This is a genomic window from Pseudomonas fluorescens (assembly GCF_030344995.1).
GTDB classification, from domain to species: domain Bacteria; phylum Pseudomonadota; class Gammaproteobacteria; order Pseudomonadales; family Pseudomonadaceae; genus Aquipseudomonas; species Aquipseudomonas fluorescens_BF.
On record NZ_CP128260.1, the window covers coordinates 4,136,008 to 4,157,800 of the forward strand.

Here is a 21,793-nt window from a genome sequence, read left to right on the forward strand (position 1 = left end):
TAGCCATTTGGCTGAAGACCAAAACGGGAGTCGAACATGGATCATGTTTTTCAGGGCAAGCTTGCCGTCATCACTGGCGCCAGTTCGGGCATAGGCCTGGCCGCTACGGAGCGCCTGCTCGATCAAGGCGCACGCGTGCTGGCCATGTCGCGAAAGCTCGGCGGACTGGCCGAACTGCTTGAGCGATATCCGCAACAACTGACCTGGCAACCCGGAGATGTCACTCAATCCGCTGATCTTGCCTCCTTGGCCGAGCAGGCTGCGAGTCTGGGTCCGGTAAGCTTCGTCGTGCCGAATGCCGGTATCGCAGAACTCGCTGACGGGCTCGACAGTTCTGCGTTCGATCGCCAATGGGCAGTGAACGGCGCCGGCGCCCTGAACACCTTGGCCGCCCTCCGCCCGCACCTTGCAGACAAGTCGTCAGTGGTGTTCATCGGTACTTTTCTGGCGCACATCAGTTTCGCGGGACTGGCCGCCTACATCGCATCAAAAGCGGCGTTAATCGCCCATGCCCGAACCCTCGCAGTAGAACTGGCGCCCCACGGCGTGCGCATCAATTGCGTCTCCCCCGGCCCGACCGCAACACCGATCTGGTCAACGCTGGGCCTGAGTGACGAAGCGCTCGGCGACGTGGCCCAAGGCGTCAACCAACGACTATTGGGCGGACAATTCCTCGAACCTGCGGCAGTGGCCGATGTCATTCTTTTCCAGTTGGGCAATGGCGCACGCGGCGTCATCGGTCAGGACTGGGTGGTCGATAGTGGATACACCCTGAGCTAACGCACATGCACCGATCCGGGCGTGGAATCCGTCAGCTGGCGACCTGACGAATCCCGCCCGGACTCGGGCAAAACCAGACCCCAGCGCGACGCCATTTCTCGGCGCCCTTGCACCGTCAACGTCAGCGCCCGACTGTCCAGATCCTGCGTCACCCATTTGCGCTTCAACGCAGCCTGCAATAACGCCGCCCCGAGCGAACCGCCCAGATGCGGCCGGCGCATGCTCCAGTCCAGACACGGGCAGGCGAACCGTCGGCGCAACGTCGACAGATCCTTGACCTCAATGCCCAGCCCTTCAAAAAACGCCTCGCCGCTGTCACTGAGGCGATAAACCTGCTCATCGGTTTCCACCAACCACCCCGCCTCAAGCAAGCGGTCATGCACCAACACCGCCAGAGTGCCAGCCATGTGGTCGTAACAGGTGCGAGCGAATTGCAGGCGATCCGGCGTGTGCGGTTTGAAGGGCGGCGCGGGGTTCTGGCCGATCACCATCAGCGCTTCCAGCGCCTGGGCCACGCGTTTGTCGGCGAGGCTGTAATAACGGTGGCGGCCCTGCACATGCAGGCGCACCAGCGCCAAATCCTTGAGTTTCGCCAGGTGTGCGCTGGCGGTCGAGGCACTGACCTCGGCGAGGGTCGCCAGCTCTGTGGCGGTGCGGGCGTGGCCGTCCATCAGCGAGCACAGCATTTTGGTCCGCGCCGGTTCCGCGATGGCGGCGGCCACTTGCGAGACGCCGATGTCTTGATGTTCTGCGTGCATATTTCGCTCCCGGACGAATCATCGCCCTCAAGGACTGGAGATAGTAGCAACACTTTCCCCACCGACAAGGTTGCGATCCATGGACCCGATCATCGCTGCGACTCACGCCGATCCCTACCCCTACTACGCCGAACTGCGCGCGGCGGGCGGGCTGACCTTTCATCACGGATTGAAACTGTGGGTCGCCAGCAGCGCCCGGGCGGTGTGCGCAGTGCTGGCGCATGCGGATTGCCGGGTGCGTCCGGTGCAGGAGCCGGTGCCCAAAGCCATCGCCGATGGCATGGCGGGCAAGGTGTTCGGTCAATTGATGCGTATGAATGACGGCGAAGTTCAGCGCTGCCCGCGTTCGGCCATCGAGCCGCCGTTGGGGCTGTTTGATCGGGAAGAAGTCAGCGCTCTGGTGTCCGCGCGGTTGATCACGGACGATGCCGACGGCCTCTATAAAGCCATGTTTCGCGGCCCGGTGTGCGTGGTTGCATCGTTGCTCGGATTCACCCCGGCGCAGGCGCGCGTCATCAGTGAGCTGACGGCGGATTTCGCGGCGTGCCTGTCGCCGTTGAGCAATGACCTGCAACTGGCGGCAGCGCATCGGGCGGCGGAGCAATTGCGCGGATACTTCATTGAATTGCTGGCGGATCCGAATCCGTTTCTCGCCGAGATTCGCCAGCGTTTTGTTGGCGATGAGGACGTGCTGCTCGCCAACCTGATCGGCCTCTGTTCGCAGACATTCGAGGCCACCGCCGGGCTTATCGGCAATGCTCTGGTGGCGTTGCAGCGCCAGCCTGAATTACGCAACGCGTCAGTGGATTCGTTATTGGCTGAAGTCCAGCGTTTCGATCCGCCGGTACAGAACACCCGTCGATTTGTGGCGAACAGCTGTGAAATCGACGGAGTGCGGCTGGAATCGGGCGACGTGATTCTGGTGCTGCTGGCCTCGGCCAATCGCGACCCGGCACTGAATGAAAACCCGGATCGCTTTATGGTGGATCGCCCGAACCACCGCAGCTTCACGTTCGGCAGTGGTCGGCACCAATGTCCAGGGCAAAGGTTGGCGATCAGCATTGCCAGCGCCACCGTCAGTGAAATCCTCGCCCATGACTTTGACCTAAAGCGCTTCGCCTGGCATTACCGCCCTTCCATGAACGGGCGAATTCCGCTGTTCAGCGAGATAAAGCCTTAGGCGTTGCGCAATTCGATCGTCAGGTGCGACAGCTCATGCACTGGTGCCAAACGCTCGCGAATCGCCTCGGCAGTCACGCCAGTCGCCGCGACTACGCTGACAATTGCCGCCCGCGCCTGCGGGCCGACCTGCCAGACGTGCAGGTCGCTGATGCGCACGTCGTCGGAGGTTTCTAGCAGTTCACGGATCTCCTCGGCCACCGGCTCATCGGTGGTGTCGAGCAGCACGGCGGCGCTGTCGCGCATCAGGTTCCAAGCCCATTTGGCGATGACGATGGAACCGACCACGCCCATCACCGGATCCATCCACACCCAGCCGAGATAGCGCCCGGCAAGCAGCGCGGCAATCGCCAGCACTGACGTCAACGCGTCCGCCAGAACATGCACGTAGGCTGAACGCAGGTTGTTGTCGTGATGGTGGTGATGGCCGTGATCGTGGCTATGGCCGTGGTCATGATGCCCGCGATGACCGGCCAGCAGAAAAGCGCTGAGCAGGTTGACGCCCAGGCCGACCACGGCAATCAAGGTCGCCTCGCCGAACGCCACGCTGGTGGGTTCGAACAGACGGAAAACCGATTCCCCGGCAATGCCCAGCGACACCAGCCCCAGCACCATGGCCGAGGCGAAACCCGCCAGATCGCCGACCTTGCCGGTGCCGAAACTGTAACGGCGGTTGTTGGCATTGCGCCGGGCAAAACCATAGGCCGCCGCCGCGATGCCGAGGGCGCCGGCGTGGGTTGCCATGTGGAAACCGTCGGCCAGCAGCGCCATGGAGCCAGTGAGATAACCAGCGGCAATTTCGCCGATCATCATCACGAACGTCAGCGCCACCACCCACAAGGTGCGACGAGCGTTATCGTCGTGGGACGCACCGAGAAACTGGTGATCGTGGGAAAAGTCGTCAGAGCGAGTCGTCAGATTCATGGTGTCGTTGCTCACTTGGAATAACGGCGGATGGCTTGCAGCAACTCTTCCACACCCTGTGCGCGGGCTTCATCGCTGAGGTCGGGATGGGCGACATGCTCGCGGGCGTGGGCCTCGATGAACTGCTCCATCAAACCGTTGACCGCGCCGCGAATCGCCGCCATCAGGTGCAGTGTCTTGGCACAATCGGCCTCGGACTCCAGTGCCCGTTCAACAGCCTGAACCTGCCCGGCAATGCGCCGGACCCGATTGAGCAACTCGCCTTTGTGTTCGTGCGTGTGCGACATACCTATACCCCCTACCCCTATATGGCGAGCATAGTCGCTGTTCCGACCGAAAGGGGCAAGGTCTGCTTTCGACCGTCCGTCGCGGCTTGAAATTTTGATGTGGAAGAATGAGACGGCGCGTCAGACGGCGCCGCCTTTGGAAGGCTTTTCAGAGGCAGGGCCGTTGGGAACCCTGGTCTGTCAGGCCCATTGCAGTGGCAGGGACGACGAGAAGCAGAGGTCTACGTCCAGTTGCGCTGCGGCCGACAGGTTGACCAGCGCATCCAGAGAGAATTTGTCGATTTTGCCGTTGAGTACGTCGTTGAGGCGCGGCTGGGTGATGCCAAGACGCTTGGCCGCCTCTTTCTGGGGAAGCTCCCAGGCACGAATGGTTTCGCAAAGCGTGCGCATCAACTTGGCCCGCAGGCGCATGTTGGCCGCTTCCTGCGGCGTGTCTTCCAGCGCATCCCAGATGTTTGAGAAACGCTGGGGTGGGTTTTGATGATCCTTCATGGTTTCACCTGTTCCTGGCATTTGAACGTGCCACGCAGGCTATATCGAAACCGATATAAATCAAGCTTGAAGTGGCTTATTAAATATTCGGTATCACAAAGAGGACGTTCACAAGCAAGCACGTTTCACAGGCCGGCGGCGACCTCTTGCGTGAGCCATAAAGCCTGACAAATGAAGCATCATTTTGCCCTCATCCGAGAGGCTACATCGCCTTGCGCCTTTGCCTACAACTACGCCAGAATCCGCCGGCTTGTGCGGTTTTGAGGGCGTCGGTAACTTGATTCGCGTCACTGAATGGTCAGTGATCGGGTTTAGTCGCTCGATGATTTCTCAAAACGTTGCATGTGCTCCAGACAGTCAGGTGGCCTTCATCTGCACTCTATGGCGGCTGTGTGCAGGGCACCCTCGGGTGCGCCGGTTTTGGGAAGTCACCGGTCGACTAACCTGCGTACAGCTGCCACCTATTCGTTTAGTCGCGAGGTGGTGTCGGCATCACTTTGAGACTTTCCAAAAATGTTCAAATACGTTCCCGATCCACCCGAAACAGACATACCTAACGAGTCTGACCCGACTTCGCCCTACTCCTCCACCGACTCAAAAAAACTCCACGAAGCCGCCGAGCGCGCCCTCGACCATTACCTGAAACCCACCGCCCCGAAACAACACTGCCCCGGCCGCATGTTCCTCGTCGCCCCCGACCTGGATCAGCATGCCCTGCTGGCCCACGCCTGCGAATCGATGACTTCGGCCAGCGTGATGCTCAGCGACTTCGCCGCGCTGCTGGACCCGCCCTACCGCAGCACAGTGCTGGGCATCGCCCAAGTGGTGATGTGTGGCGAACTCGCGGTGAACAGGGCGCTGGACACTCTCGATGCCACGACCTGAGGAACACCCATGGAAAGCAAATCCGATGCACACATCGTCGCCGCCCTGATCTCCATCGGCCTCAACGAGAAAGACAGCCAGTGGGCCCAAAACGCCTGTCTGCTGTTGCTCGAGAGCGAACGGAAATCCATCGTCAGCGCCGCACTCACCGCCCTAGCCCAACTCGCCCGTGACCATAGCGAACTGGACCGCACCCGCCTGCTGCCGGCACTCACCAGCGTAAAACGCAGATTTCCAAGCCTGACCGGCACGGTTGCCGCGACGCTGGATGAGATGGCGATGGCTGCGTAATAACCTGCGCACAAGGCAAGAAAAAACCCGCTGCCTCCCTTCACGGAGGCAGCGGGTTTTGTGTTTACAACTCATAAGAAATCGCTCCACGGATCTTGCCGAGAGCGTCATGTTGTAACAACCGCTTGAGCTTCAGAACCGTCCTACATCTTTCAAATGCTCATTCAGATAGCGTTCCCAACGCTTTAAAAGTTGGAACAAGGACGCTCATGGCTCGAAAATCAGATATTCCCCGAATACAAAATCCCCCCTCAGGCGACGGGCACCACATCACTACCCGCTACATGACTGCTACCGAACTGGCAGAGCAGGATGCCAGACAAAAAAAGTACGACGAAATGCAGGCCAGGCAACAAGCCTACGAAGATCGCTTTCTTCGGCAGTCTCAACAACCGAATCAACACAGCGCCCTAGGGTGTGTATTTACCAAGAGCTGCAACCTCCCCGACGGCGTCATCAACCATGAAAGCCCCGCAGGGTTTATCCCGGTCGAACGACTGGCTGACTTTGGAGCATTCACCCTGCTCGGTGGCCGCGAATTAGATGCGGCGGGAAATATCACCCTCAAAAGAATAGGTGGTGCCAAGTTACCGTCTGCTATAGGCACGCTTCTCATAGGAGGCTCGGCTTCTATTGGCACCAGCACAAGCGCCATATCCAGTGTGGGCGCAGTCACGGGCGGTGTTGCCGCAGGTGCTTTGGCGGGCATGGTTGGTCTGCTGTGGCCGTCCAATCTTGGTGACAGTTCGCTCTATACCGAAGATCAGCTCAGATCGCTGAAAGAAGGCCGAACACGTATACGACTACAGGTAGAGCAACAGCCCGATGGCAGTCTCAAAGGGTACGGGTACAACACTCAAAAGCGCCCTGACTGGGAAATGATTCCGGTTGTGCAGTTCGCCGCCCAAGGCTCTCGCCAAGTGGCTGACTTTGGCAATGGCGTCACGTTGACCTGGACGCCTGCCGTCGATCCATCCAGCACCTCGGCTATCCCACCGCTGGAAGGTGCCCCGCAAACACCGACTATCTGGATTTATCCGCCGACTGAGCAAGCAGACAAAATCATCGTCAACCCGATCTATCCGCCGGAGTACGAGGATTTCATCCTTGTGTTTCCGGCTGACTCCGGGGTGCAGCCTCTGTATGTTGTGCTCTCCAGGCCAGCTCTGGGCGGTGATATCAAATACCACAGGCCCCCACGGACACTGCCCGCATTCCCGGATGCCCAACCAGTCAAATCAAAAAGCAGCGTTCAGGGTGGAGGAGGCAAGCGAAGCCGCTGGAAGGACCGGAAGGGGCGAATATATGAATGGGATAGCAAGACTGGCGCTATTGAGCTTTACAACAAACAAGGCAAACACCTTGGTGAATTCAACCACGAAACCGGTGAACAAATAGATCCCGCAGATCCCGAGAGATCTACCCCGAAGTAATACAGGAGGCTTTTAATGTTTTTATGGATAAGTGGCTTTTTGAAAGGTGATGAAGAGGACGACTCTTTGAAGTTTGAACTGACGGTGAAGCCTGAGGCAGAAGCTGCGGTTTTAGCGTTGCTGGGTTGGAAAAGCCTGGAAGAAAGCGAGGCCGGAGAATGGTTATTGAATGAAGGTCAGGTCCGGCAAATCGCTTCAGTCCTTAATGAACACCTACCAACAGAACTAGATCTTTTTATCGGGGTTCGGGAATAGTTGAGTCTTTCCTATCAAGAACCAACAGTGAACCACGATGAGGCAGTGAGGCTTCTTGAAAGCGGCGTGGAAAGGAATGTTGTCGCTGGATTGATTTCTATTGGCTTGAACGAATCAGACAGAATCTGGGCTCAGCAAACCTGCCTGAAGTATTTGTCCAGCAGCAATGAGTCGGTTGTCACCTCTGCCATTACCGCTCTCGGCCACATTGCTCGCAGACATGGCGAGCTGGACAAGGACATTGCCTTTGCAGCGCTGGAGGGAGTAAAGACAAGATTCCCCTCGCTGGAAGGCGTGATCGCAAACACGCTTGACGATATTGAGGCATTTACCTGATTTAAAGCCCTTGCAGGACGTTGTGATCAGGGTTTCACCTCATCACAACGGACTTTATGTGCAGACGCGATCACCGCCGAAAGTCAGACAGAATGAACGGCGTATGCACCCTCAAGTAAGCCTCGACCTCTTCCAGCGAAAGCAACCCGTCGCGGGACGAAACAGTGGTTTCTTTGTCATCGTCGCGGGTCACGGTCACGGTGTAAGCGCCCTCCTTCTCCAGCAAAACGCCGGTGAACCTGACCTTCTGCCCGTCTTCCTCGGCGAAGGAAATTGCGGACAGTGGCTTTGACACCAGAGCCTGAACCTTGCTGGCCAAAAAGGCTTTGCGCCGTGCAAGTACATCCTTCCCGACGAACCACAAAAAAACATCGTGGCCGCCATGATTACCAGCTCGATGTTGTACATCGATCTCCGTCGTCCCGGGTGTTCGATAGTCAACCACGCAACGGTTTCGTGAATGATCTGTTCAACGTCCATCGACCTGATCCTTGAGCAGTTCGAGCAAGATGACCTCCGTCATCAATCCTCCCGCGTCAAAACCTCAAGCAACTCAATCTCGAACACCAGATTCGAATTCGGCGGAATCTTGCCCATCGTCCGCTCGCCGTAACCCAGATGCGCCGGCACCAGCAGCTTGCGCTTACCGCCCACCTGCATCCCCATGATCCCTTGGTCCCAACCCTTGATCACCCGACCGGTGCCGATCACGCACTGAAACGGCTTGCCCCGGCTCCAGGACGAATCGAATTCGGTGCCGTCTTCCAGCCATCCGGTGTATTGGGTGGTGATCAACGCGCCTTTGACGGCGGCTTTTCCGTCACCGGGCTGAAGATCGATTATCTGCAGTTCATCATTCATAACATTCGCTCTATTGTTCCGCTGGCCGCCGTTTTCCCAGAAATACCGGCCATTGGCAACCGTTTGACCCAAGGTTGCCGCTGTTTCCGGCGTTGGCCGTGAATTAAGATAGCGACACGCCATCACTCCCGGATCGATACGCCATGACAGCGACGCTTGAATGACTCAACTCTGGATCAGCTTCGCCATTGTCGTCGTGCTGATGGTCGTGATCGCCGTTCTGATCCGCCGAGTGCGCGAGCTTCGTCAGCAACTCGCCGAGTATCGCGAACTGCTCACTCGCGCCGCCGAGGGCCAGAACATCCGGCAGGACGGCGATGCCGACCGTTTCAAGCGCAGCCAGTATTTCGCCCGGATCGGCACGTGGGACTGGGAGGTCGACACCGATCGGCTCTACTGGTCGGACGCAATCTTCGGCATGTTCGGGTTCAAGATCGGCGAGGTGACGCCCTCCTATGCTCTGTTCTGCTCCTGCGTACATCCCGATGACCGTGCCCGAGTGCGCGCCGGGGAATTGCGATGTCTGGAGACCGGCGAAAACCACGATGAGGAATACCGCGTGGTCTGGCCCGACGGCACGATTCGCTGGCTGCGGGAAACCGGCAATGTGGTGCGCAACGATCACGACGCGGTGATCAAGATGATGGGCGTGGTGCGCGACATCACCGAAGAAAAGGCCTCGGCCAGCTACCTCCAGCACCTCGCTCATTTCGACCCGCTGACCGGCCTGCCGAATCGGCTGGTGCTGGAAGAGCGGCTATCGGAAGCACTCGAACATGCCCGCATGACCGAAACGCGGGTGGCACTGGTGTTCATCGATCTCAACGGCTTCAAAGCGATCAACGACCGCTACGGTCACGCCGCCGGCGACCGCGTTCTGATCACCACTGCCACTCGCCTGAAACGCATCCTGCGGGTCAGCGACACCGTCGCGCGAATCGGCGGCGACGAATTCGTGGTCATCCTGCAAGGCCTCGCCCCCGGCCTGAACCTGCAGGACGAAGCGCGCAGCATCTGCCAGAAAATCTTCATCGAACTGTCCCCGCCAATCCCCATCGGCAACGAACAACGCCACATCGGCACCAGCCTCGGCGTCGCCGTATTCCCCGACCACGCACCGACCATGGATCGGCTGCTGCACATTGCGGATCTGGCGATGTACGAGGCTAAACGCAGCGGGAACAATCAGTATCGATTGGGTGGCGGGCAGCCGCTGAGTCATGGCCGGACTGATTGAATATCAGCGCTCGGGCGTACCGAATACAACGCCATTGAAGGTATGCGTGCAGCACTGGCAATTGGGCGTCATGTCTTCGGCTTTCAGGGCGGGATTGACGATTTGCAGGCGCTTCCGTTCATCGATATACAAGCCATTGAAGTAACTCGACTCACCGATCCGCACTATTTCTTTCCGGTCACCTTCAAGCACAGCGACCATCCAGAACACCGGCTCCTGCCGATCCAGCCGCGATACGGCCTCACTGAAAATCTCGTCCCAATCACCGCCGACACGCGACAGCAAAAAGCGAAACAAGGGCGTGTAATCGAAGCCACGGTGCTGGATCCCGTGCATCGAGCCGCGCTTAGCCTCGCTGTGAATTTCAGCCTTGGTGTTTCGCTGATACCGGTAATGCCCGCCGGGATTGTTGCGGCGGACGTTATGGGTGGTCGTGTTTTCTTTGCGGTAAAGGGGTTTCTTTTCCAACCTATTGCTCCTGACATCCAGTCACTCGAAACGCCCCTCGCGTTTTACCGGAACGGCGCTCGAATGCAATCGACCGTCCATGGCCAATTGTTGCTTGAGGTCAGCGCTCCACCGGCTGAATCGCCACAATCGTCCCGTTGGTGATCATCACCATCACGTACTTGTCGTTGATCTGCACCCACTGCGCCTGCGGTTCCGGCTGCTTGAGGCCTTTCTGTTTCCAGTTGGTCAGAGCTTTTTCGCTGCGCTGATAAATGTCCGGGGCGCGGTCGTTAACTTGCAGTTCGCGGCCGTCGACGGGGGAATGTTCGACGGTGGAGGTCGAGGTTTGCGCCGCTTGAACGAGTGGGCTGATCCCGGCGATGCCGGCGACGAGGGCCAGGCTGGCGATAAGGGTCTTGTTGTTCATCGGTGAACCTCCTTCAGATGTGTGATACCTGAACTCCGACTGCGGGGCTCTGGAATCATTCCTTGTTTTTTGATGAAGCTGAATCGGAGATTGTAGTCGCGCCCCGGAACACGATCCGGGCTCGTCTGCCACCGGGCGAATACAGTCAACGACATCCATTTGCGATAAGATCGCGCCCCCCACAGAGTGAACAAGGACATCACCGTGAAAATCTATCTCATCGTCAATCTGGTGTTGCTGGCGCTGCTGGGGCTCTACGCTGTCAGTCTTTTCAACAAGCTTGTTGCCCGGCGCAACGAGATCAAGAACGCATTTGCCCAGGTCGAAGTGCAGCTCAAACGCCGCTATGACCTGATCCCCAATCTGGTCAGCATCGCCAAGGGTTATCTGGCCCATGAGCGCGAAACCCTTGAAGCGGTGATCGCCGCGCGCAATGCCGCCGTGGCCGGACTTGAGGCTGCACAGGCGAAACCGGGCAGCGCACAGAACATCGCGCACTTGGGGCTGGCGGACAGCGCACTCAGCAGCGCGGTGGGTCGATTGAACCTGACGCTGGAGGCTTATCCGGAACTCAAGGCCTCGCAGAACATGCAACAACTGAGCGAAGAGCTGAGCAGCACCGAAAACAAGGTGAGCTTCGCGCGGCAGGCGTTCAACGACGCGGTGATGGCCTACAACACGCTCAAGCAGAGCTTTCCGGCGGTGCTGCTGGCGGCCAGTTTTGGCCATCGCGAGGATGCGGTTCCGTTGAAGTTTGCCGATACGCTGGCCATCAAGACCGCGCCCAACGTTTCTTTCTGATAGCTGCTCTCCATGGATGGCCCGATGAACTTTTTTGAACGACAGACCCAGGCCCGAAACCAGACGCAACGGCTGGTGTGCATGATGATTCTGGCGATTGTCATGCTGATCGGGATGACCAGCCTGCCCTTCGTCTTCAATGGTTTCGAGGATTACCTGAGCGGGACTGGCACGCTGGCGGATGCGTTTCTGGCAATGGCCGTTATCGCATCGTTCATCAGCAGCATCGTGGTGATTGGCGGTCTGCTGAAATATCGGCAACTGCGGGCGGGCGGCAAGGTCGTCGCGGAGAAACTGGGTGGCCGCCTGCTCAACGGCAATGCGCACACCCTGGACGAGCAACGGTTGATGAACGTCGTCGAAGAAATGGCGATTGCCTCCGGCACCTGCATGCCAGCGGTGTATCTGTTACCTGACGAAAGCATCAACGCCTTCGCGGCCGGATTTACACCGGAGGACGCGGCCATTGGTGTGACCCGTGGCGCAGTGACGCTGCTGACCCGGGAAGAACTGCAAGGGGTGATCGCCCACGAATTCAGCCACATCTTCAACGGGGACATGCGCCTCAACACGCAACTAGTGGCAGTGGTGCACGGCCTGTTGGTGTTGGGGCTGGCTGGCACTTACATAATGGCCAGCCTGCTCAAGCGCGACAAACGCGACGTGCGGTTGATGCTGGTGGTTTTTGCGCTCGGTTTCGCGCTGTGCGTGGCCGGATTTATCGGGAATCTCTATGGCAATTTGATCAAGGCGGCTGTCAGTCGCCAGCGTGAGTTCCTCGCCGATGCGAGCGCGGTGCAATACACGCGCAATCCGCAAAGCATTGTCGGTGCCCTGAAAAAAATCGGCGCCCATAAACAAGGCTCCGTCATCAACTCCCCCCGTGCCGCCGAGTTCAGCCATTTGTTTTTCAGCACAAGCGGATCAGGTTGGCTGAGCCGGATGTTTGCGACCCACCCTGATCTGAGCGTGCGGATTCGTCGGATCGATCCGCAGTGGGACGGGAGTTTTACGACGGCTGCCGCAGCGGGCAAACCGGTGCCAGATCAGATGGCAGCAACGGCGGATTGATTCAGACTCCACGTCCACGGATGGCTAGATGAATTTTTTTGAACAACAGTGCCGGGCCAAACGTCGCTCGGTGCAGCTCGTGATTTTGATGTTTTTTGCCGTACTCAGCCTGATTCTCGTGTTCTGCATGCTCCTGATTCTGCCGTTCTCATACGGCAAAACGCTCGAGGATCTGGCGGAAAACTGGCAGTTTTTCGCGAGCGTCGCGACGCTTGTAACGGCTGTTGTGTTGCTCGGCGGGCTGGTCAAATACGTCGAACTGACAGGAGGCGGAAAAGTGGTCGCGCGCCGTTTGGGTGGTCGTCTGATCAACCATGACGCGCGGACTCTGGAAGAGCGTCGCTTGGTCAACGTGGTGGAGGAAATGGCCTTGGCGTCTGGCACCGCCGTTCCTTGCGTGTATCTGCTGCCAGATCTGGGCATCAATGCATTTGCCGCCGGTTTCACCCCTCAGGATGCAGTGATCGGCGTCACTCAAGGTGCGATAAGCCTGTTGTCACGCGATGAACTGCAAGGCGTGATCGCCCACGAATTCAGCCACATCTACAACGGCGACATGCGCCTGAACACTCAACTGGTCGCGATCGTCCACGGGATCATGGTGATCGGGCTGGCGGGAAACCATCTCTTGCGCGGTATTGAGGACACACCACACTCATCTGCCAATCGTAAGCAGCCGACCATCCCGGTCAGCATGTTTGGCACTGCGCTGTGCATTGTCGGATTCTCCGGGACGTTCTTCGGCAACCTGATCAAGGCTGCAGTCAGCCGGCAACGCGAATTCCTGGCCGATGCGACGGCCGTGCAATACACCCGCAACCCCGACAGTATCGCCGGGGCACTGAAGAAAATCGGCGGGTACAAAATGGGCTCGACCCTCAAGGCCGCCCGCGCCGCCGAGTTCAGCCACCTGTTTTTCGGCCCTGGCAAATCCAGCTCTCATCTACTCTCGGGTCATCCGGATCTGCGTGAACGCATTCGCAGGATAGACCCTGACTGGGACGGGATTTTTGTGAGCATCGCCGCACCAGCGCAAGACTCGATGGTAGCCAGAACCGTACAGGCAGCGCCGCCGAAACAGCTGCAATAGCACGCCATTGATCTGCATAGCACATCAATCCATGCCAACTATGCAATTAACAGATCGATCCCCCTGCGCCACTATCCGCCCCAATAAAAACCGTGCGCCGCCTCCCCGTCGCGCACGTCATAAAAGCGGTGGAGTATTTTTCGATGACAGCCTCAATCCCACACGGCGGCTCGCGGGCCGGCGCCATTTTCCGGGTGACCTCGGGTAACTTCCTCGAACAGTTCGACTTCTTTCTGTTCGGTTTCTACGCCACGCAGATCGCGGCGGTGTTCTTTCCGGCGAGCAGTGAGTTCGCTTCCCTGATGATGACGTTCGCGGTGTTCGGCGCAGGCTTTTTGATGCGTCCGCTGGGGGCTATCGTGCTCGGCGCGTACATCGATGATGTGGGCCGGCGCAAAGGATTGATCGTCACTTTGTCGATCATGGCCAGCGGCACGATATTGATTGTGCTGGTGCCCGGATACGAAACCATCGGCCTGTTTGCGCCGGCGTTGGTGTTGATCGGGCGGCTGTTGCAGGGTTTCTCCGCCGGTGCGGAACTGGGCGGGGTTTCGGTATATCTGTCGGAGATCGCCACGCCCGGTCGCAAAGGCTTTTTCACGGCCTGGCAGTCGGCCAGTCAGCAGGTGGCCATCGTCGTCGCTGCCGCACTGGGTTATGGCTTGAACCAGTGGATGGCGCCCGACGTGGTCGCGGATTGGGGCTGGCGGATTCCGTTTTTCGTCGGCTGCATGATCGTGCCGTTCATCTTCCTGCTGCGTCGTAACCTGGCGGAAACCGAAGAGTTCGCCGCCCGCAAACATCGCCCGAGCATGAAAGAAGTGTTCCGCACCCTCGGCCAGAACTGGGTCGTGGTGCTCGGCGGGATGTTGATGGTTGCCCTGACCACCACCGCGTTTTACCTGATCACCGTGTACGCGCCGACCTTCGGCAAAACCGTGCTGCACCTGAGCACGTCGGATGCGTTGCTGGTGACGTTGCTGGTGGGCGTTTCGAACTTCTTCTGGCTGCCGATTGGCGGCGCGTTGTCCGATCGTGTCGGCCGGCGTCCGGTGTTGATCGCCATGTCGCTGCTGGCCCTGGCCACCACTTATCCGGCGCTGTCGTATCTGGTGCAGGCGCCGAGCTTCAGCCACATGTTGCTGTCGCTGTTGTGGCTGTCGTTTATCTACGGCCTCTACAACGGCGCGATGATTCCGGCGCTGACCGAAATCATGCCGGTGGAAGTGCGGGTGGCCGGTTTCTCCCTCGCCTATAGCCTGGCGACGGCAGTGTTCGGCGGTTTCACCCCGGCGATGTCGACCTTCCTGATCCAGTACACCGGCGACAAGGCCGCGCCGGGTTACTGGATGAGTGTCGGCGCGCTGTGTGCGTTGTGCGCGACGCTGTATCTGTATCGCCGCGCGGGCGGTCGTCTGCAACCTGTCGCTGCCTGAGGAGAGCACCCATGAAAAAACTGATGACCGTTACCGCCCTGCTCGCCGGCCTTACGCTCAACGTTGCGGCCCAGGCCGAAGAGCTGCGGGTGATGACCTCTGGCGGCTTCACTGCCGCCTACAAAATCCTCGGGCCGAAATTCGCGGCGAACAGCGGCAACACTCTCGACACCATCCTCGGCCCGTCGATGGGCAAGGCGCCGGAAGCGATCCCCAATCGCCTGGCACGGGGCGAACAGGCTGACGTGGTGATCATGGTCGGCTACGCCCTCGACGACCTGATCAAGCAAGGCAAGGTCGACCCGGCTTCGCGGGTGGAACTGGCGGACTCGCGGATCGGCCTGGTGGTGCGTGAAGGCGCGCCGAAACCGGATATCAGCAACGTCGACAATCTGAAGAAAACCCTGCTCGACGCCCAGTCGGTGGCCTACTCCGACAGCGCCAGCGGCGTGTACATCGAGCAGCAGTTGTTCAAAAAACTCGGCATCGAAGATCAGCTGAAACCGAAGGCGAAGATGATCCCGAAAATCCCGGTAGGCTCGGTGGTTGCCACTGGAGACTATCAACTGGGCTTCCAGCAGGTCAGCGAATTGCTGCCCGTGCCAGGGGTGAGTTTTGTGGCGAAGATCCCGGAATCGGTGCAGTCGGTCACGCGGTTTGCAGCGGGGATTCCGGTGGGTGCGCAGCATCAAGAGGAAGCGAAAGCCTTACTCGCCTATCTGGCCGCACCTGCCGCACAGACTGACGTGCAGGCCACCGGACTGGATTCGGTCAAGCGCTGACCGTCGGCGGCTGGACTTTCATTTCCACCACCAGCCGCTCCAGCTCCAGTGCCGCCGGGGTCAGCGTACGACCCCGGCGTTTTATGATGCCGACGCTGCGCATCACTTGCGGTTCAGTCAGCGGCACCCGCGTCAGGATCGGATGATCCGCCGCCGGCATCGCCATCAGCGGCACCGCCGCCACACCCAACCCCGCTTCCACCAGACCGATCATGGTCGTCACATGCCGCGTCTCGCAGATGCTCGGGCGTTGCGGCACCACTTTGGCCAGGGCCTGATCCAGCAGAAAACGGTTGCCGGAAGTCTTGTCGAGCGAGATGTAATCCTGCCGATAGAACTCGTCCCAGGTCACGCTGCTGCGCCCGGCCAGCGGATGATCGCGGCGACAGGCAACCACATAACTCTCCTGCACCAGCGGCTCGAAATCCACGCCCGCCTCCTGGGTGCCCATGAAACTCAGGCCGAAATCCGCCTCGCCATTGACCACCGCGCTCAGCACGTCGTGGGCGCTGGAATCGAGGACTTTGACTTTGATTCGCGGGAACTGCCGGTGATAACGGGCGACCACGCTCGGCATGAAGTAATACGCCGCTGACGGCACGCAGGCGACCGTGACATGGCCGAGCCGGTTTGAAGCGACTTCGCTGATGCCCAGCAATGCCACGTCCAGGTCATCCAGCAAACGTTCGACACTGGGCATGAAACCGCGTCCGGCCTGGGTCAGGCTGACCTTGCGCGTGGTACGTTCGAACAGCTTCACACCGAGGGCGTCTTCGAGCTTTTCGATGCGCCGGCTCAGGGCCGGTTGCGACAGGCGCACGGTGTCGGCGGCCTTGCGGAAACTGCCCTGCTCGACCACGGCGCGAAAGGCTTGCAGGTCGTTGAGGTCGAAGTTGATGGCCATGGAAAACTCGGGAGGAATTGATTCGCTGAGGCTATAAATGTAACCAATTGATGCAAATTATTACAGAAGCACATCTGCTCAAGCAGGCTCTGCGGTAGATCTGCAATCATTTCAGCCTTTATCCTTGTCGCCCCCCGCCGTACCGCGTTACTGGAGTTCCGCTCATGCCCCATGAAGGCAATCTGTTGCAAGCCGCCGTCGTCTTTCTCCTGGCCGCCGTGCTCACCGTTCCCCTGGCCAAGCGCCTGCAACTGGGCGCGGTGCTCGGTTATCTGTTTGCCGGGGTGATCATCGGCCCGTCGGTGCTGGGTCTGATCGGCAATCCGCAAAGCGTCAGCCATATCTCGGAACTGGGCGTGGTGTTGCTGCTGTTCATCATCGGTCTTGAGCTGTCGCCGCGACGTTTGTGGGTGATGCGCAAATCGGTGTTCGGCGTGGGTCTGGCGCAGGTGCTGCTGACCGGTTCTGTGATTGGCGTGCTGGCCTTGTCGGTGTTCGGCCAGCCGCTGAACAGCGCGATTGTCTTGGGCCTCGGTCTGGCGCTGTCGTCCACCGCATTCGGCCTGCAAAGCCTGGCGGAACGCAAGGAGCTGACCAGCCCACACGGTCGTCTGGCGTTTGCGATTCTGCTGTTCCAGGACATTGCCGCGATCCCGCTGATCGCGCTGGTGCCGATGCTCGCGGGCGTCGATCACCACACCAGCACCGCCGACGATGTGCGCCACAGTTTGCAGGTGCTGGGCAGCATCGCGGTGGTGGTGATCGGCGGGCGTTATCTGTTGCGTCCGGTGTTCCGCGTGGTGGCGAAAACCGGTCTGCCGGAAGTATCCACCGCCACCGCACTGCTGGTAGTAATCGGCACTGCGTGGCTGATGGACATGGTCGGTGTGTCGATGGCACTGGGCGCATTTCTCGCCGGCCTGCTGCTGGCGGATTCGGAATATCGCCATGAACTGGAAGCGCAGATCGAGCCGTTCAAGGGCCTGCTACTGGGGCTGTTTTTCATCAGCGTCGGCATGGGAGCCAACCTCAGCCTGCTGCTCAGCGCGCCGATTACGGTGCTGGGGCTGACGCTGCTGCTGATCGCCCTGAAGTTGCCGTTGCTGTTTGTAGTCGGACGCCTGGCCGGCGGGTTGAACAAGGTCAGCGCAATTCGCCTCGGCATCGTGCTGGCGGCGGGTGGTGAGTTCGCGTTTGTGGTGTTCAAGATCGGTCGCGATCAGGGCCTGTTCGAACCGCGTCTGTATGACCTGCTGGTGCTGACCATCACCCTGTCGATGGCCGTGACCCCGCTGTTGCTGTTGATCTGCGCACGGCTGGTCAGCCCGAAGGTGCAGCCGGTGGAAGTGCCGGAGAAATTCCGCCAGATCGAGACCGAAACCCCACGGGTGGTGATCGCCGGCATGGGCCGGATGGGCCAGATCGTGGCGCGGATCCTGCGGGCGCAGAACATCAAGTTCGTGGCGCTGGATACCTCGGTGGAAACCATCGAACTGTCCCGCAGTTTCGGTGGTGTGCCGGTGTTCTACGGTGACCCGATGCGCCCGGAAATCCTCAGCGCCGCCAAGGTTGGTGAGGCGGAATATTTCGTGATTGCCACGGACGATCCGGAGACCAACATCAAGACCGCCGAGATCGTGCGCAAGCTCTACCCGCACATGAAGATCATCGCTCGGGCGCGTAACCGGCAGCATGTGCATCGCTTGGTGGATGTGGGGGCCGATCCGATCCGGGAGACCTACTACTCAAGTCTGGAAATGAGCCGTCGCACGCTGGTTGGCCTCGGTTTGACCCAGGCCCAGGCCGACGCGCGGATCAAGCGCTTCAAGCACCACGACGAACAGGTGCTCGAGGCTCAACACGCGGTGTACGACGACGCGGCCAAAGTCCTGCAGACCGCCCAGGAAGCGCGGGCGGAACTGGCCAGATTGTTCGAGTCGGATCAACTGGAAGAACAATCGGGCAAGTCCTGAACTCCGCCATCAATCCTTCCCACGCAATGCGTGGGAAGGCTCTGATCAGGCTATCTCCAGCTCCCTCTCTTCTTTGGCCGGCACCACTGTAAACCGGTCCGCCAGAAACGGCGTGATGTCCAGCGGCAGCGCTTCATCGTTGACCAGTTTGTCCAGCAGCACCCCGGTAATCGCCGACGTCAGCACGCCAGTGCGGAAATGCCCACAGGCGTTGAGATACCCCTCCACCCCGGCCATCGGCCCGAGTATCGGCAACTCATCCGGCGAGCCCGGCCGCAGCCCGGCCCAGGTGCGCTTGAGGTTGATGTCCGCGAGTTCCGGCAGGCAGCGCACCGCGCCCTGCACCAGCCCGGCGATTTCCGGCCAGGTGGTGGTGACGTCGAAGCCCTTGTCCTCGGTAGTGCTGCCGATCAGGATTTCGCCGTTGTCCTTCTGCGCCATGTAGCAATCGCTGGTGGTCAGGCAACCGTTGAGGATTTTCGGCAGGCGCTCGGTCAGCAGAATCTGGCCTTTCACCGGTTTCACCGGAATCCGGATGCCCGTGGCCCACTCGCTCAAATCCGCCGCCCAGGCGCCAGCGGCGTTGATCAGGGTCTTGCAGTGGAACACCCCGGCTTCGGCCGTTTGCACGCCGGTCACCCGCGTACCGTGATGCAGCACGCCGGTGATGTTGGTGTTGACGTACATGTCCACGCCATTTTGCCGGGCGCCTTCGGTGTAGGCATCGGCGAGGCGGAACGGGCTGACCTGGTGATCGCAGAGAAACTCCAGCGCCCCGCGTGCTTCATGGCTGACGCTCGGCTCGGACTCGCGCAATGCCGCCTGATCGAGCCAGCGCACCTGATCGGCCAGGTGCGGGATGCAGCCGACGATGTGCTCGGCGTACAACCGGTCTTCATCGTCATAGATCACGAATTTGAGCCCGGTTTTTTCGAACTTGAAATCCATCCCGTGATTGTCTTTCAGCTCACGGTGCAACGCCGGGTACAGCGCGTTGGACTGCAAGGCGAAATCGAAGAACGACGGCGGCAAAATGTGCGGCGTGCTGGAGTCCACCGCCACTGCCGCGCCCTGGGTTTCGCGCTTGCGGTTGGCCGACATCATGCGGAAGAAAATCACCCCGCAGCCCAACCCCACCGACTCGCCAATCGCCCACAAACCGCCGGCCGAGGCGCGGGTCGCGTTGCCCGGACGCTTGGCGTCGATCAGCGCGACCTTGAGGCCTTTGCGCTTGGACAATTGATAGGCGATGGACGCGCCGATCACGCCGCCGCCGGCGATGACCACGTCATAGAACTTACTCATGGGAAACGGCCTCCGTGCCGAGGGACTGGAACGCGGAAAAAGGAATCGGATCAATCGGGAAACGTGGCCGCAGCCAGCCGACATCCTTGCGACCGGTGGCCTGCCGCAAGCGGTCGCTGCAATAGCCGACGCACATCCGCCCCTGGCAGTCGCCCATGCTCACGCGGGTGCGCATTTTCAGGCTGGCGATGTCTTGCACGCCCTGCTCCAGCGCGCGGTCGATGTCGGCGCGGGTTGCGTGTTCGCAGCGGCAGATCACCGTGTCGGCGGCCGGCAATGCGGTCTGCCCGACGCCGCGTTCGGTGTAGCGGTCCACCGCCGCGCGGAAACGCACGATGGCTTTGAGTTTGCCCAGATAACGGTCGCGACGGACGCGCGCCAGCTCTTCTTCCAGCACGCCGCGTTGCAGCAGAATCGAGGTGGCAGCGATCTTGCCGGCCAGCATCGCCGCTTCGCCGCCGCGAATCCCGCCCATGTCACCGGCCAGATGCACGTGGGGCTCGCTGCTTTGCTGCCAGATATTGGCGTTGGCGCGCAGGTAGCCGTCGTCGCTGAAGCCGTGATCCAGACCCATCTGCTGACTCAACTGAGTGCGCGGGATGAAGCCGTAGCCGACCGCGAGGGTCTTCGCTTCGAAGCGTTCGACGCGACTCAAATCCGGCTCCCATGTCGCCGAGTACGGCGCCACGCTGACGCTTTTCAGCTCGCCTTCGCCGTGGGCTTCAACCACGCCCCAACCGTAGTTCATCGGGATGCCGTGCAGTTTCAGGTAGGCGAGCATGCTCAAGCCATCGAGGAACAGTTGCGGCTTGTTCAGTAGCGCCAGGCTCTCCTTGGCAATCTTGCCGAACGCGCAGGCCTCGTAGACCCCGGCCACACTCACGCCCGACGCGTGCAGCTGGGTTGCCACCAGCGGCAACAACGGCCCTGTGCCGGCGATCACCACCGGCCCCTGCGGTTTGACTACGCCGCTTTTGATCTGCAATTGCAGGCCGCCGAGCATGATCACGCCGGGCAGCGTCCAGCCGGGAAACGGCACGCTGCGCTCATGGCAACCGGCGGCCAGCAGCAACTGCGGGTATTCGATTTCGTGCAGACGCTCGTCGCCGTCCAGCACCACCAGCGAGCGCGTGCCTTCGGCGCCGACCACGCGGTGGTTGAGGCGCACGTCGATCAGCCCGGACTGCTCCTGAAAATCACCGTGCAGTTTGCCCAGCGCCTCGGAATAGCGCGGTCCCAGGTAATCCAGTTGCACACCGTCGCGCAGCGGCCCGCGATAGACCACGCCGCCCAGGCGCGAGGCCTCTTCGAGCAAGGTGCAGCGCACCCCGTGCAGGGCCAGTTCGATGGCCGCGGCCATTCCCGCCGGGCCACCGCCGACGATCACCGGATGCAGGCTCATACCACCTCCTGCCCGTGAATACGGTTGGCCTGGGTTTCGATCAGCATGCCCTCGCGCACCACGGTCTGGCAGGCGCGGCGCTTGTGCCGGCCGTTGATTTTCACCAGGCAGCACTGGCATACGCCCATGCCGCAATAGGCACCGCTGATCTGGTTGTGATCGTTGCGTGCGACCTGGCGCACGCCGAGGGACTGTATGACGCTGAGCACGGTTTCGCCGATGGCGGCGGTGACCGGCTGGCCGTTGATGTGGACAGTCATATCCGCCTGCGTCAAAGGCTGGATATCGAAGGTTCTTTCTAGGCAGTGCATTGCAATGATCATCCGTGAAAAGGTTCAGGTGAGGTTGAAACAGCTCCTTGCTGCACTACACCTCGCCGACTCGTGGGGTTTATCGCTCTCTATCGGGCCGGCAGGTTTATTCCTGCTCGCGCA

General features: G+C 60.1%; 26 protein-coding genes. 14 read left to right on the forward strand and 12 right to left on the reverse strand.

All coding sequences use genetic code 11. The features are described 5' to 3' along the window. The first annotated feature begins 36 nt into the window (after nucleotides 1-36). Nucleotides 37-780 carry an SDR family NAD(P)-dependent oxidoreductase gene (locus tag QR290_RS18350; protein WP_289203293.1) on the forward strand — a complete coding sequence of 248 codons (744 nt, stop codon included), beginning with the start codon at nucleotides 37-39 and terminating at the stop codon, nucleotides 778-780. Here QR290_RS18350 and QR290_RS18355 read toward each other — a convergent pair. Next, the gene (locus QR290_RS18355; RefSeq protein ID WP_289203294.1) at nucleotides 777-1,538 is read right to left on the reverse strand and encodes an ArsR/SmtB family transcription factor; all 762 of its coding nucleotides are present in this window, start codon (nucleotides 1,536-1,538) and stop codon (nucleotides 777-779) included. The two genes, QR290_RS18350 and QR290_RS18355, sit on opposite strands and share 4 nt — an antisense overlap. 79 nt (nucleotides 1,539-1,617) lie before the next feature. Between QR290_RS18355 and QR290_RS18360 the strand changes: the two genes are divergently transcribed. Then, on the forward strand, nucleotides 1,618-2,718 hold the full coding sequence (locus tag QR290_RS18360; RefSeq protein ID WP_289203295.1) for a cytochrome P450: 1,101 nt from the start codon (nucleotides 1,618-1,620) through the stop codon (nucleotides 2,716-2,718). Here QR290_RS18360 and dmeF read toward each other — a convergent pair. From dmeF to QR290_RS18375, 3 genes are all read right to left on the reverse strand, one after another. Next, nucleotides 2,715-3,641, reverse strand: a complete 927-nt coding sequence (dmeF, locus tag QR290_RS18365) for a CDF family Co(II)/Ni(II) efflux transporter DmeF (protein ID WP_289203296.1) — start codon at nucleotides 3,639-3,641, stop codon at nucleotides 2,715-2,717. The two genes, QR290_RS18360 and dmeF, sit on opposite strands and share 4 nt — an antisense overlap. Before the next feature lie 11 nt (nucleotides 3,642-3,652). Continuing rightward, nucleotides 3,653-3,928: a metal/formaldehyde-sensitive transcriptional repressor gene (locus QR290_RS18370; RefSeq protein WP_065258432.1), complete on the reverse strand. Its 276-nt coding sequence runs from the start codon at nucleotides 3,926-3,928 to the stop codon at nucleotides 3,653-3,655. Nucleotides 3,929-4,108: 180 nt separating this feature from the next. Then, the gene (locus QR290_RS18375; RefSeq protein WP_115078396.1) at nucleotides 4,109-4,420 is read right to left on the reverse strand and encodes a helix-turn-helix domain-containing protein; all 312 of its coding nucleotides are present in this window, start codon (nucleotides 4,418-4,420) and stop codon (nucleotides 4,109-4,111) included. A 513-nt stretch (nucleotides 4,421-4,933) separates the two neighbouring features. On the opposite strand from QR290_RS18375, the gene QR290_RS18380 reads away from it, so the two are divergent. The 5 genes from QR290_RS18380 (at nucleotide 4,934) to QR290_RS18400 (ending at nucleotide 7,620) form a co-directional block, all read left to right on the forward strand. Continuing rightward, nucleotides 4,934-5,305, forward strand: a complete 372-nt coding sequence (locus tag QR290_RS18380) for a DUF6124 family protein (protein WP_115078397.1) — start codon at nucleotides 4,934-4,936, stop codon at nucleotides 5,303-5,305. Between the two features lie 9 nt (nucleotides 5,306-5,314). Then, nucleotides 5,315-5,596 carry a hypothetical protein gene (locus QR290_RS18385; protein WP_115078398.1) on the forward strand — a complete coding sequence of 94 codons (282 nt, stop codon included), beginning with the start codon at nucleotides 5,315-5,317 and terminating at the stop codon, nucleotides 5,594-5,596. Between the two features lie 209 nt (nucleotides 5,597-5,805). Then, nucleotides 5,806-7,029, forward strand: coding sequence for a colicin E3/pyocin S6 family cytotoxin (locus tag QR290_RS18390; protein WP_289203297.1), 1,224 nt, complete (start codon nucleotides 5,806-5,808; stop codon nucleotides 7,027-7,029). A 15-nt stretch (nucleotides 7,030-7,044) separates the two neighbouring features. Continuing rightward, the gene (locus QR290_RS18395; protein ID WP_115078400.1) at nucleotides 7,045-7,284 is read left to right on the forward strand and encodes a pyocin S6 family toxin immunity protein; all 240 of its coding nucleotides are present in this window, start codon (nucleotides 7,045-7,047) and stop codon (nucleotides 7,282-7,284) included. 27 nt (nucleotides 7,285-7,311) lie between these two features. Beyond that, nucleotides 7,312-7,620, forward strand: a complete 309-nt coding sequence (locus QR290_RS18400; protein ID WP_289203298.1) for a hypothetical protein — start codon at nucleotides 7,312-7,314, stop codon at nucleotides 7,618-7,620. A 70-nt stretch (nucleotides 7,621-7,690) separates the two neighbouring features. Here QR290_RS18400 and QR290_RS18405 read toward each other — a convergent pair whose 3' ends face one another. Beyond that, nucleotides 7,691-8,065 carry a hypothetical protein gene (locus QR290_RS18405; protein ID WP_289203299.1) on the reverse strand — a complete coding sequence of 125 codons (375 nt, stop codon included), beginning with the start codon at nucleotides 8,063-8,065 and terminating at the stop codon, nucleotides 7,691-7,693. Nucleotides 8,066-8,142: 77 nt separating this feature from the next. Next, nucleotides 8,143-8,481 (reverse strand): FKBP-type peptidyl-prolyl cis-trans isomerase, encoded by a 339-nt coding sequence (locus tag QR290_RS18410; RefSeq protein ID WP_007952931.1) that lies wholly within the window; start codon nucleotides 8,479-8,481, stop codon nucleotides 8,143-8,145. A 160-nt stretch (nucleotides 8,482-8,641) separates the two neighbouring features. Here QR290_RS18410 and QR290_RS18415 point away from each other — a divergent pair, with 160 nt between their 5' ends. Beyond that, nucleotides 8,642-9,718, forward strand: coding sequence for a sensor domain-containing diguanylate cyclase (locus QR290_RS18415; RefSeq protein ID WP_289203300.1), 1,077 nt, complete (start codon nucleotides 8,642-8,644; stop codon nucleotides 9,716-9,718). Nucleotides 9,719-9,721: 3 nt separating this feature from the next. Here the strand turns inward: QR290_RS18415 and QR290_RS18420 are convergent, their stop codons facing one another. Together QR290_RS18420 and QR290_RS18425 are read right to left on the reverse strand one after the other, a co-directional pair. Then, nucleotides 9,722-10,186, reverse strand: a complete 465-nt coding sequence (locus QR290_RS18420; RefSeq protein WP_289203301.1) for a hypothetical protein — start codon at nucleotides 10,184-10,186, stop codon at nucleotides 9,722-9,724. A gap of 100 nt (nucleotides 10,187-10,286) precedes the next feature. After that, complete coding sequence (locus QR290_RS18425; protein WP_115078403.1) at nucleotides 10,287-10,595, reverse strand: RcnB family protein; 309 nt, start codon at nucleotides 10,593-10,595, stop codon at nucleotides 10,287-10,289. A gap of 204 nt (nucleotides 10,596-10,799) precedes the next feature. On the opposite strand from QR290_RS18425, the gene QR290_RS18430 reads away from it, so the two are divergent. The 5 genes from QR290_RS18430 to QR290_RS18450 all read left to right on the forward strand — a co-directional run bounded on the left by QR290_RS18430 (nucleotide 10,800) and on the right by QR290_RS18450 (nucleotide 15,775). Then, a complete protein-coding gene (locus tag QR290_RS18430) occupies nucleotides 10,800-11,396 on the forward strand; it encodes a LemA family protein (RefSeq protein ID WP_115079973.1) in 597 nt (198 codons plus the stop codon). 24 nt (nucleotides 11,397-11,420) lie between these two features. Then, nucleotides 11,421-12,467 carry a M48 family metallopeptidase gene (locus QR290_RS18435; protein WP_289203302.1) on the forward strand — a complete coding sequence of 349 codons (1,047 nt, stop codon included), beginning with the start codon at nucleotides 11,421-11,423 and terminating at the stop codon, nucleotides 12,465-12,467. A 28-nt stretch (nucleotides 12,468-12,495) separates the two neighbouring features. Further along, entirely contained in the window at nucleotides 12,496-13,557 is a 1,062-nt protein-coding gene (locus QR290_RS18440; RefSeq protein ID WP_115078405.1) for a M48 family metallopeptidase, read from the forward strand. A gap of 143 nt (nucleotides 13,558-13,700) precedes the next feature. Beyond that, a complete protein-coding gene (locus QR290_RS18445; protein ID WP_115078406.1) occupies nucleotides 13,701-14,993 on the forward strand; it encodes an MFS transporter in 1,293 nt (430 codons plus the stop codon). An 11-nt stretch (nucleotides 14,994-15,004) separates the two neighbouring features. Continuing rightward, nucleotides 15,005-15,775 (forward strand): substrate-binding domain-containing protein, encoded by a 771-nt coding sequence (locus QR290_RS18450; RefSeq protein WP_289203303.1) that lies wholly within the window; start codon nucleotides 15,005-15,007, stop codon nucleotides 15,773-15,775. On the opposite strand, the gene QR290_RS18455 is transcribed toward QR290_RS18450, so the two are convergent. Further along, entirely contained in the window at nucleotides 15,765-16,679 is a 915-nt protein-coding gene (locus QR290_RS18455; protein WP_115078408.1) for a LysR family transcriptional regulator, read from the reverse strand. The two genes, QR290_RS18450 and QR290_RS18455, sit on opposite strands and share 11 nt — an antisense overlap. 164 nt (nucleotides 16,680-16,843) lie before the next feature. On the opposite strand from QR290_RS18455, the gene QR290_RS18460 reads away from it, so the two are divergent. Further along, the gene (locus tag QR290_RS18460; protein WP_179694481.1) at nucleotides 16,844-18,652 is read left to right on the forward strand and encodes a monovalent cation:proton antiporter-2 (CPA2) family protein; all 1,809 of its coding nucleotides are present in this window, start codon (nucleotides 16,844-16,846) and stop codon (nucleotides 18,650-18,652) included. 45 nt (nucleotides 18,653-18,697) lie between these two features. On the opposite strand, the gene hcnC is transcribed toward QR290_RS18460, so the two are convergent. Genes hcnC through hcnA form a run of 3 tightly spaced genes read right to left on the reverse strand, consistent with a single transcriptional unit; the run spans nucleotide 18,698 to nucleotide 21,670 of the window. After that, entirely contained in the window at nucleotides 18,698-19,957 is a 1,260-nt protein-coding gene (gene hcnC, locus QR290_RS18465; RefSeq protein ID WP_289203304.1) for a cyanide-forming glycine dehydrogenase subunit HcnC, read from the reverse strand. Continuing rightward, the gene (hcnB, locus tag QR290_RS18470; RefSeq protein ID WP_127798613.1) at nucleotides 19,950-21,359 is read right to left on the reverse strand and encodes a cyanide-forming glycine dehydrogenase subunit HcnB; all 1,410 of its coding nucleotides are present in this window, start codon (nucleotides 21,357-21,359) and stop codon (nucleotides 19,950-19,952) included. The genes hcnC and hcnB overlap by 8 nt, the downstream gene beginning before the upstream one ends. Beyond that, nucleotides 21,356-21,670 (reverse strand): cyanide-forming glycine dehydrogenase subunit HcnA, encoded by a 315-nt coding sequence (hcnA, locus tag QR290_RS18475; protein ID WP_289203305.1) that lies wholly within the window; start codon nucleotides 21,668-21,670, stop codon nucleotides 21,356-21,358. The genes hcnB and hcnA overlap by 4 nt, the downstream gene beginning before the upstream one ends. Nucleotides 21,671-21,793 lie beyond the last annotated feature (123 nt).

Excerpts from the sequence above, each read along its gene's own strand:
- QR290_RS18350 (WP_289203293.1), top strand. The coding sequence starts at position 37 with ATGGATCATGTTTTTCAGGGCAAGCTTGCCGTCATCACTGGCGCCAGT.
- QR290_RS18355 (WP_289203294.1), bottom strand. The coding sequence starts at position 1,538 with ATGCACGCAGAACATCAAGACATCGGCGTCTCGCAAGTGGCCGCCGCC.
- QR290_RS18360 (WP_289203295.1), top strand. The coding sequence starts at position 1,618 with ATGGACCCGATCATCGCTGCGACTCACGCCGATCCCTACCCCTACTAC.
- dmeF (WP_289203296.1), bottom strand. The coding sequence starts at position 3,641 with ATGAATCTGACGACTCGCTCTGACGACTTTTCCCACGATCACCAGTTT.
- QR290_RS18370 (WP_065258432.1), bottom strand. The coding sequence starts at position 3,928 with ATGTCGCACACGCACGAACACAAAGGCGAGTTGCTCAATCGGGTCCGG.
- QR290_RS18375 (WP_115078396.1), bottom strand. The coding sequence starts at position 4,420 with ATGAAGGATCATCAAAACCCACCCCAGCGTTTCTCAAACATCTGGGAT.
- QR290_RS18380 (WP_115078397.1), top strand. The coding sequence starts at position 4,934 with ATGTTCAAATACGTTCCCGATCCACCCGAAACAGACATACCTAACGAG.
- QR290_RS18385 (WP_115078398.1), top strand. The coding sequence starts at position 5,315 with ATGGAAAGCAAATCCGATGCACACATCGTCGCCGCCCTGATCTCCATC.
- QR290_RS18390 (WP_289203297.1), top strand. The coding sequence starts at position 5,806 with ATGGCTCGAAAATCAGATATTCCCCGAATACAAAATCCCCCCTCAGGC.
- QR290_RS18395 (WP_115078400.1), top strand. The coding sequence starts at position 7,045 with ATGTTTTTATGGATAAGTGGCTTTTTGAAAGGTGATGAAGAGGACGAC.
- QR290_RS18410 (WP_007952931.1), bottom strand. The coding sequence starts at position 8,481 with ATGAATGATGAACTGCAGATAATCGATCTTCAGCCCGGTGACGGAAAA.
- QR290_RS18415 (WP_289203300.1), top strand. The coding sequence starts at position 8,642 with ATGACTCAACTCTGGATCAGCTTCGCCATTGTCGTCGTGCTGATGGTC.
- QR290_RS18425 (WP_115078403.1), bottom strand. The coding sequence starts at position 10,595 with ATGAACAACAAGACCCTTATCGCCAGCCTGGCCCTCGTCGCCGGCATC.
- QR290_RS18435 (WP_289203302.1), top strand. The coding sequence starts at position 11,421 with ATGAACTTTTTTGAACGACAGACCCAGGCCCGAAACCAGACGCAACGG.
- QR290_RS18440 (WP_115078405.1), top strand. The coding sequence starts at position 12,496 with ATGAATTTTTTTGAACAACAGTGCCGGGCCAAACGTCGCTCGGTGCAG.
- QR290_RS18445 (WP_115078406.1), top strand. The coding sequence starts at position 13,701 with ATGACAGCCTCAATCCCACACGGCGGCTCGCGGGCCGGCGCCATTTTC.
- QR290_RS18450 (WP_289203303.1), top strand. The coding sequence starts at position 15,005 with ATGAAAAAACTGATGACCGTTACCGCCCTGCTCGCCGGCCTTACGCTC.
- QR290_RS18455 (WP_115078408.1), bottom strand. The coding sequence starts at position 16,679 with ATGGCCATCAACTTCGACCTCAACGACCTGCAAGCCTTTCGCGCCGTG.
- QR290_RS18460 (WP_179694481.1), top strand. The coding sequence starts at position 16,844 with ATGCCCCATGAAGGCAATCTGTTGCAAGCCGCCGTCGTCTTTCTCCTG.
- hcnC (WP_289203304.1), bottom strand. The coding sequence starts at position 19,957 with ATGAGTAAGTTCTATGACGTGGTCATCGCCGGCGGCGGCGTGATCGGC.
- hcnB (WP_127798613.1), bottom strand. The coding sequence starts at position 21,359 with ATGAGCCTGCATCCGGTGATCGTCGGCGGTGGCCCGGCGGGAATGGCC.
- hcnA (WP_289203305.1), bottom strand. The coding sequence starts at position 21,670 with ATGCACTGCCTAGAAAGAACCTTCGATATCCAGCCTTTGACGCAGGCG.